This window comes from Streptomyces sp. NPDC059373, assembly GCF_042751495.1.
GTDB lineage: Bacteria > Actinomycetota > Actinomycetes > Streptomycetales > Streptomycetaceae > Actinacidiphila.
Window position 1 is genome coordinate 1 of sequence record NZ_JBHYXC010000089.1, and the last position, 7,265, is coordinate 7,265.

The window sequence follows — 7,265 nt, forward strand, 5'->3', positions numbered from 1 at the left end:
GCCCGGTTACATTCCGAACCCGGAAGCTAAGCCTTTCAGCGCCGATGGTACTGCAGGGGGGACCCTGTGGGAGAGTAGGACGCCGCCGAACAATCATTAGCCTCAGCCCCCGAGCCTTGCGCTCGGGAGCTGAGGTTTTTTGCGTTTCGGGCTTAGGGTTGGCGTGTGCGCTATGACCTGGTGATTTTCGACAATGACGGTGTCCTGGTGGACAGCGAGCCCATCTCCAACCGGATGCTCGCCGAGTATCTGACGGAGCTCGGGCACCCCACCACGTACGAGGATTCGATACGGGACTTCATGGGGTCGGCGATGCACCGAGTCCATGACCTGATCGTCGAGCGGAGCGGGCGGCGGTTGCCGGCGGACTTCGATGACACCTTTCATCAGAGGGTTTTCGAGGCGTTCCGGCGGGAGTTGAAGCCGGTGCCCGGCGTGGCGGCCGTCCTGGAGAAGCTTGAGGCGGAGGGGATTCCGTACTGCGTCGCGTCGTCCGGGAGCCATGAGCGGATCAGGGTGGGGCTCGGGACGACGGGGTTGTACGAGCGCTTCACGGAGGAGCGGATCTTCAGCTCGCAGGATGTGGGGCGGGGGAAGCCTGCACCGGATCTGTTCCTGCACGCGGCGCGGGTGATGGGGTTCGCGCCGGAGCGGTGTGCGGTGGTGGAGGACAGCCCGCTCGGGGTGGAGGCCGCGGTGGCGGCGGGGATGGATGTGTACGGCTTCACCGCCATGACGCCGCCGGGGAAGCTGGCGGGGGCGCGGGCGTTGTTCGGGGATATGGCGGAGCTACCCGGTCTGCTGTTCAGCTGATACGAACTGTTGACCGGGAGGATCTACCGACGCGTAGCTTCCGGCCCTACGCTGCACGCTCATGGATGGCATTGACGGCAGATTGCGGCACGGGCGGGCCTCGCTGGCCGTCAGTTTCTTCGCCCAGGGTGTGGTTTTCGCTCTGCTGGTGACCCGGATCCCGGCTCTGCAGGACCGTTACGGAGTCAGTGACGGGATGCTGCCGCTCTTCCTTGCCGCTGTGCCGATCCTGGCCGGGGTCGGGAGTGTGACGACGGAGCATGTGCTGAAACGGGTCCGGCCGTCGGTGGTGCTGAGGTGGGTTCAGCCGGCGGTGTGTCTGGCACTGGTGGGTGCGGGGTCGGGCGACCGGTTGTGGGAGCTGGCGGTGTCGCTGGCGGCGTTCGGGATCTGCGTCGGCGGGCTGGACGCGTCGATGAACGTGCTCGGGGTGAGCCTGCAGCACGCGTACGGGCGCAGCATCATGCTGGGCTTCCACGCGACGTACAGCCTGGGCGGGATTCTGGGGGCGTCGCTGGCGTGGGTGGGGGCGCACTGGCATCTGTCGCTGGTGGTGTTGTACGGGCCTGCGGCGGCGGTGCTGATTCCGGTGGTGCTGGTCGCCAGCCGTTGGTACGTCAACCAGGAGCAGGGGCCGAAGTCCGAGGGGGCGGCGACGGCGGCTCCGGTGCCGGTGGCGATGAAGCTGTTGCTGCCGCTGTGCATGGTGATGGCCTTCGCGTACATCGGGGATTCGACGGTCTCCAACTGGAGCCCGAAGTATCTGCAGGATGTGCTGGGCAGCTCCGACCAGCTTTCGACGGTTCCCTACAACGTCTACATGGTCACGACGCTCCTCGGGCGGGCCGTGGGGGACCTCGGGGTGCGGCGGTTCGGGGCGGCGGTCGTGGTGAGGGCGGGCTCGCTGCTGGCGATGGGCGGGTTCGCGGTGGTGGCGGTCGCGCCGGGCGCGTGGGTGGGGATTCTGGGCTTCACGATCCTCGGGTTCGGGCTGTGTGTGATCGTGCCGCAGACCTTCGCCGCCGCCGGCCGGCTCTTCCCGGGGGCTTCGGACGCGGCGATCGCGCGGCTCAATGTCTTCAATTACGTCGGCTTTCTGATCGGCTCACCGCTGGTGGGGGCGCTGGGCGACGCGTGGAGTTACCGCGGGGCGATGCTGGTCCCGATGGTGCTGGTGGGCGCCACTCTCCTGTATGCCCGCTCGTTCGACGCGGACCCGGCCAGATACGGTGTCGGCCATGAGCGGCCGCGCACAGCTGATGTGGGATGAGCAGGTAACGGGCTACGACTTCGGCCCCGGGCACCCGATGGATCCGGTGCGACTCGCACTGACCATCGGGCTGATCCGGGAGTTCGGCCTGGACCGGGCAGAGGGCGTCACGGTCACGGCGGCCCCCGAGGCGGGGGACTCGACGCTGGGGCTGGTGCACCGTCCGGATTACGTGGCCGCGGTGCGGCGGGCGTCGGCGGACCCGAAGTCGGCGGACATCGAGTACGGGATCGGTACGCCGGACAACCCGGCGTTCGCGGGGATGCACGAGGCGGCGGCCCTCATCGCGGGGCAGTCCGTGGGCGCGGCCGAGGCGGTGTGGAGCGGGGAGGCGACGCACGCGGTGAACTTCGCGGGGGGCCTGCACCACGCGATGCCGGGGACGGCTTCCGGCTTCTGTGTGTACAACGACGCGGCGCTGGCGGTGGCCCGGCTGCTGGAGCTGGGCGCGGAGCGGGTCGTGTACGTGGATGTGGACGTGCACCACGGGGACGGTGTGCAGGCGATCTTCTGGGACGACCCGCGCGTGCTGACGATCTCGCTGCACGAACACCCGCGCACGCTCTTCCCGCAGACCGGTTGGCCGGAGGAGACCGGTGGGCCGGCGGCGGAGGGCTCGGCGGTGAATGTCGCACTGCCGGCCGGGACAGGTGACGCGGGATGGCTGCGGGCGTTCCACGCGGTGGTGCCGGAACTGGTGGCGGCCTTCCGGCCGCAGGCGCTGGTGACGCAGCATGGCGCGGACACGCACTTCGAGGACCCGTTGGCCCATCTGGCGGTGAGCCTGGACGCGCAGCGGGCGGTGGCCGAGGCCTGCCATGACCTCGCGCACGAGCATGCGGAGGGGCGGTGGGTCGCGCTGGGCGGGGGCGGCTACGAGGTCGTCGATGTGGTGCCGCGTACGTGGACGCATCTGGTGGCGTTCGCGGCGGGGCGGCCGATCGCGCCGGAGACGGAGACGCCGGAGGGATGGCGGCACGAGGTGTACCGGCGGACGCGGAGGGTGGCGCCGGTGCGGATGACGGACGGGCGGGATGCGGCTTGGCGGGGGTTCGACGACGCGGGGTACGACCCGGCGGATCGGCTGGACCAGGCGGTGCTCGCCACTCGGCGGGCGGTGTTCCCGTTGCACGGGTTGCTGCCGTAGGCGGTTTCATCCCCCACCCCGGACCCCAGGTCCTCAAACGCCGGACGGGCTGGATTGCGCGGACGGCCTACCCACAACCCGGATGGGTGGAATTTCCCGGTATCTGCCCAGTATGGGGCCGTATAGCGAGAGCATCGCGCCGTGCTGAGTGTCGGCGCGCTGCGCGCGCACCTGCTGGCGGCCCGGTTGGCAGGGCCGATCGCCACGTTGCGGGAGAAGAGTCTGCGGAGCTATCGGCTGTTCGCGGCGGGGGATCCGCGGCAGATGCTGGGGCTAGATCCGGAGCGGGCGTGGACGGTGGGGGAGCTGCTGCGTCTGATGGCGGAACGGTGCGGCGTATCGCCTGATCCGGCACACACATCGGGGCATGATGTGATCGACCCGGACCGGACGGTGGCGGCACTTGACGCGTTCGCGGACCGGATCCGATCGGCGGCGGACCACAGGGAGCCCGTGCTGCTCGGGACCGGACATCCGCAACGGCTGCACGGTTTCTACGCCGCATTGGCGGGGGCGTTGTCGGCGGCGGGGTGTCCGGTTCTCACACCATCGCACGGTCTATGTATCGACATGCCGACGCAATTCGGTCTACGCCGTCACCACCTGCGGTACGTAGGCGGCGTCGCGGTCGTGTGTTCCACGCCCACCATCGCGCCCGGGCGTGAGCCGGGGGTGCACACGCACTCCCCCCTCCCGGTTCGCGCCGCGCTCGCCGGGGCGGGCGGACGCGGAGGGCGGTTGCCGAACCTCGTGGTGGGGGACCACGGGTGGGTGTGCGGGGCAGGTCAGCTGGGCATTGAGGCGATCGGACTGGCGGATTCCGACGATCCCGCGGTCTTCGTGGCGCAGGCGGAGGGCCGGATGTCGGTCGTGGTTCCGCTTGATGACGCTGTGCGGTCTGATTACTACCGACCGCTTACGCGCTATGTACTCAATCGAGCGTGTCTGTCACAGTAGTCAACCGATCGCTACTCCTCTTCCCCACTTGCATCACCCGCACCTAGTCTGGGGAGGAGCGCACGTGCGAGCAGGAGCGCCGGAGGGGAAGCCGGTGTCCGACATGTGCGGAAGGTTCAGGTGTGTCATGGCTTCTAGCGACAGGCCTCTCAACGAGGTCGTTTTCCTGACTGTGGCGGAGGTCGCCGCGGTGATGCGAGTTTCCAAGATGACCGTGTACCGGCTGGTGCACAGCGGTCATCTGCCGGCCATCCGGGTGGGCAGGTCCTTCCGGGTACCGGAGCAGGCCGTCCATGACTATCTTCGCGAGTCCTACGTGGGGGTGGGGGAATCTGCCTGACAACGGTCTGCCCGGCCTTCGTACTGCCCGGTTTAGGCTCCCCGCTTCGGGGCGGGTAGGCTTGGCCGACGTAGGTCGTGTGGGCTCGGACGCCCCGCACCGAGTGGAAACGAAGCGAGGGTAGTCGTGGGCTCTGTCATCAAGAAGCGGCGCAAGCGTATGGCCAAGAAGAAGCACCGCAAGCTGCTGAAGCGGACGCGTGTGCAGCGTCGTAACAAGAAGTAAGCGAGCTACGCGTATCGCTTTCCCTGCCCTCTCGTCACCGCATCCGCGGAGGCGGGAGGGCAGCGGCGTTTTCCGGCCATGTCCTTCGTTTCCTCGATGTTCGTAGCCTCGGACGTCATCACAGCGCAACATCAACCCGATACGGTGCGTACACAGCAACCGCACGGCCAGCACAGCCAAGGGGAGGCACGGATCTTGGGCAAGGTGGTGCTCGTCACCGGAGTCGCCCGGCAGCTCTCCGGAAGGCTCGTACGGCGCATCATGCGCGAACCGGACGTCGACCGGGTGATCGGTGTCGACGCCGTGCCGCCGGAGCATCATATGGGCGGCGCCGAGTTCGTACGGGCCGATATCCGCCACCCGATGATCGCCAGAGTGCTCGCCGAGCACGGCGTCGACACGGTTCTCCATATGGACGTCAGTGGCACGCTGCCCGGCAAGGGCGGCCGCACGGCGATCAAGGAGACCAACGTCATCGGCACGATGCAGCTGCTCGGCGCCTGCCAGAAGGCACCGACCGTACGGCGGCTCGTGGTGAAGTCCACGACCAGCGTGTACGGGTCGGCGCCGCGCGACCCGGCGGTCTTCACCGAGACGATGCCGCCCAAGTCGCTGCCCAGGGGCGGCTTCGCCAAGGACGCGGTCGAGGTCGAGGGTTATGTACGAGGCTTCGCGCGCCGCCGCCCGGATGTGGCCGTGGCCGTGCTGCGGTTCGCCAACATCCTCGGCCCGCGGACGGATACCCCGTTGTCGGAGTACTTCGCGTTGCCGGTGCTGCCGACGGTCTTCGGCTATGACCCGAGGCTGCAGTTCGTCCACGAGGATGACGTCATCGATGTGCTGCTGCTCGCGCTGCGGGACCCGGCGCGCGGCACGCTCAACAGCGGGACGTTCAATGTGGCGGGGGACGGGGTACTGCTGCTGTCGCAGACCGCGCGGCGGCTCGGCAAGCCGACGGTGCCGGTGCTGCTGCCGGCGGTGACGTGGGTGGCGCAGACGCTGCGCACGGCGGGGATCACGGACTTCTCGCCCGAGCAGATCAGGCTGCTGACGCACGGCCGGGTGGTGGACACGACGCAGATGCGTGAGACGCTCGGATTCACACCGAAGTTCACCACCGCCGGTGCCTTCTGCGACTTCGCGCGCAGCCGCGGACCAGGTCTGCTGCCGCGCGAACGGCTGGCCCGTGGCGTCGACCGGCTGGCCGCGCTGGTGCCCGCGGGCGGTGACCAGACGTGAGTGCCCAAACGAGGAGGAGCCGAGCCATGGCGGACGCCAAGGTCATCCCGTTCGACGAGGACACCCGTTCGCGCCGGGGCACACCGCGTCCCCGGGGCCGGGCCCGCACGAAGGGTGACACGGGTCCGGGCAGTCCGGCGGTGCCGCCTCCGCTCAGTGCCGTACGGCAGGCCCAGGCTGATGACCGGGACGGGCAGGAGGAGCCGTCTCCGGTGTCCCCCGAGCCCCAGGAGACCCCGGGCGGGTCAGCGGCGTCCCCGTCGCTGCCCGCGTCCGTCGAGGCCCTCACGGACGCCCTCGGGGGCGTTGCCGACCGACTGCTCGGCGGCCGCTGGGACCGCAAGGTCGCGCACGGCCTGGCCTTCCTGCGGCGCCGGGTCACCGGCGACTACGAGGTCGACGACTTCGGCTACGACCAGGAGCTCACCGACCAGGTCCTGATGTCGCTGCTGCGGCCGCTGTACGACCAGTACTTCCGGGTCGAGGTCAAGGGCATCGAGAACATCCCGGCCGAGGGCGGCGCGTTGGTCGTCTCCAACCACTCGGGCACGCTGCCGATGGACGGCCTGATGATGCAGGTCGCCGTACACGACCACCACCCGGCGGGGCGGCACCTGCGGCTGCTCGCCGCTGACCTGGTGTTCGTGCTGCCGGTGGTCAACGAGCTTGCGCGCAAGGCCGGCCACACGCTGGCCTGCGCGGAGGACGCGCAACGGCTGCTGGAGCGCGGGGAGGTCGTCGGCGTCATGCCCGAGGGCTTCAAGGGCCTCGGCAAGCCCTTCTCCGAGCGCTACAAGCTGCAGCGCTTCGGACGGGGCGGGTTTGTCGCCACGGCGCTCAAGACCGGTGTGCCGATCGTGCCGTGCTCCATCGTGGGCGCGGAGGAGATCTACCCGATGGTCGGCAACGCCAAGACCGTCGCCCGGCTGCTGGGCTTTCCGTACTTCCCGGTGACGCCGACCTTCCCCTGGCTGGGGCCGCTGGGGATGGTGCCGCTGCCGACGAAGTGGACGATCCAGTTCGGCGAGCCGATTCCGACGGACTGCTATGCGCCGGAGGCGGCGGACGATCCGATGCTCGTGTTCAACCTGACGGATCAGGTGCGGGAGACGATCCAGCACACCCTCTACAAGCTGCTGGTGCAGCGGCGTTCGGTGTTCTTCTAGGCCCTTCTAGGCCCCACCCGCCCCTTCCCGATTGACGCAACAGTGCGGCGGGGGGGGGGGTTTTGAAGGTCCCGCCCCCCCGCAGGTTGGGGGGGAGTTTTTGCCAGG

Annotated in this window: 8 protein-coding genes and 1 rRNA gene; all 9 read left to right on the plus strand. The window is 69.1% G+C overall.

The window, feature by feature from the left end; all coding sequences use genetic code 11:
- A 5S ribosomal RNA gene (gene rrf / locus ACFXJ5_RS40965) occupies window positions 1-91 on the plus strand; the annotation flags it as partial.
- 74 nt (window positions 92-165) lie between these two features.
- Window positions 166-813, plus strand: coding sequence for an HAD family hydrolase (locus tag ACFXJ5_RS40970; protein ID WP_384643588.1), 648 nt, complete (start codon window positions 166-168; stop codon window positions 811-813).
- 61 nt (window positions 814-874) lie between these two features.
- Entirely contained in the window at window positions 875-2,083 is a 1,209-nt protein-coding gene (locus ACFXJ5_RS40975) for an MFS transporter (RefSeq protein WP_384643591.1), read from the plus strand.
- Window positions 2,052-3,230: an acetoin utilization protein AcuC gene (locus ACFXJ5_RS40980; protein WP_384643594.1), complete on the plus strand. Its 1,179-nt coding sequence runs from the start codon at window positions 2,052-2,054 to the stop codon at window positions 3,228-3,230. The genes ACFXJ5_RS40975 and ACFXJ5_RS40980 overlap by 32 nt, the downstream gene beginning before the upstream one ends.
- Window positions 3,231-3,371: 141 nt before the next feature.
- Complete coding sequence (locus tag ACFXJ5_RS40985; protein WP_384643597.1) at window positions 3,372-4,187, plus strand: phosphatase; 816 nt, start codon at window positions 3,372-3,374, stop codon at window positions 4,185-4,187.
- A 127-nt stretch (window positions 4,188-4,314) separates the two neighbouring features.
- Window positions 4,315-4,527, plus strand: a complete 213-nt coding sequence (locus ACFXJ5_RS40990; RefSeq protein WP_164836433.1) for a helix-turn-helix domain-containing protein — start codon at window positions 4,315-4,317, stop codon at window positions 4,525-4,527.
- A gap of 126 nt (window positions 4,528-4,653) precedes the next feature.
- Window positions 4,654-4,752 (plus strand): 30S ribosomal protein bS22, encoded by a 99-nt coding sequence (locus tag ACFXJ5_RS40995; RefSeq protein WP_003948845.1) that lies wholly within the window; start codon window positions 4,654-4,656, stop codon window positions 4,750-4,752.
- Window positions 4,753-4,947: 195 nt separating this feature from the next.
- A complete protein-coding gene (locus tag ACFXJ5_RS41000; protein ID WP_384643600.1) occupies window positions 4,948-5,991 on the plus strand; it encodes an NAD-dependent epimerase/dehydratase family protein in 1,044 nt (347 codons plus the stop codon).
- A gap of 26 nt (window positions 5,992-6,017) precedes the next feature.
- A complete protein-coding gene (locus ACFXJ5_RS41005) occupies window positions 6,018-7,157 on the plus strand; it encodes a lysophospholipid acyltransferase family protein (RefSeq protein ID WP_384643603.1) in 1,140 nt (379 codons plus the stop codon).
- Window positions 7,158-7,265: the final 108 nt, after the last annotated feature.

What these genes read in the sequence shown, in the direction of transcription:
- ACFXJ5_RS40975 (WP_384643591.1), top strand. Translation starts at nt 875, where the DNA reads ATGGATGGCATTGACGGCAGATTGCGGCACGGGCGGGCCTCGCTGGCC.
- ACFXJ5_RS40980 (WP_384643594.1), top strand. Translation starts at nt 2,052, where the DNA reads ATGAGCGGCCGCGCACAGCTGATGTGGGATGAGCAGGTAACGGGCTAC.
- ACFXJ5_RS40990 (WP_164836433.1), top strand. Translation starts at nt 4,315, where the DNA reads ATGGCTTCTAGCGACAGGCCTCTCAACGAGGTCGTTTTCCTGACTGTG.
- ACFXJ5_RS41005 (WP_384643603.1), top strand. Translation starts at nt 6,018, where the DNA reads ATGGCGGACGCCAAGGTCATCCCGTTCGACGAGGACACCCGTTCGCGC.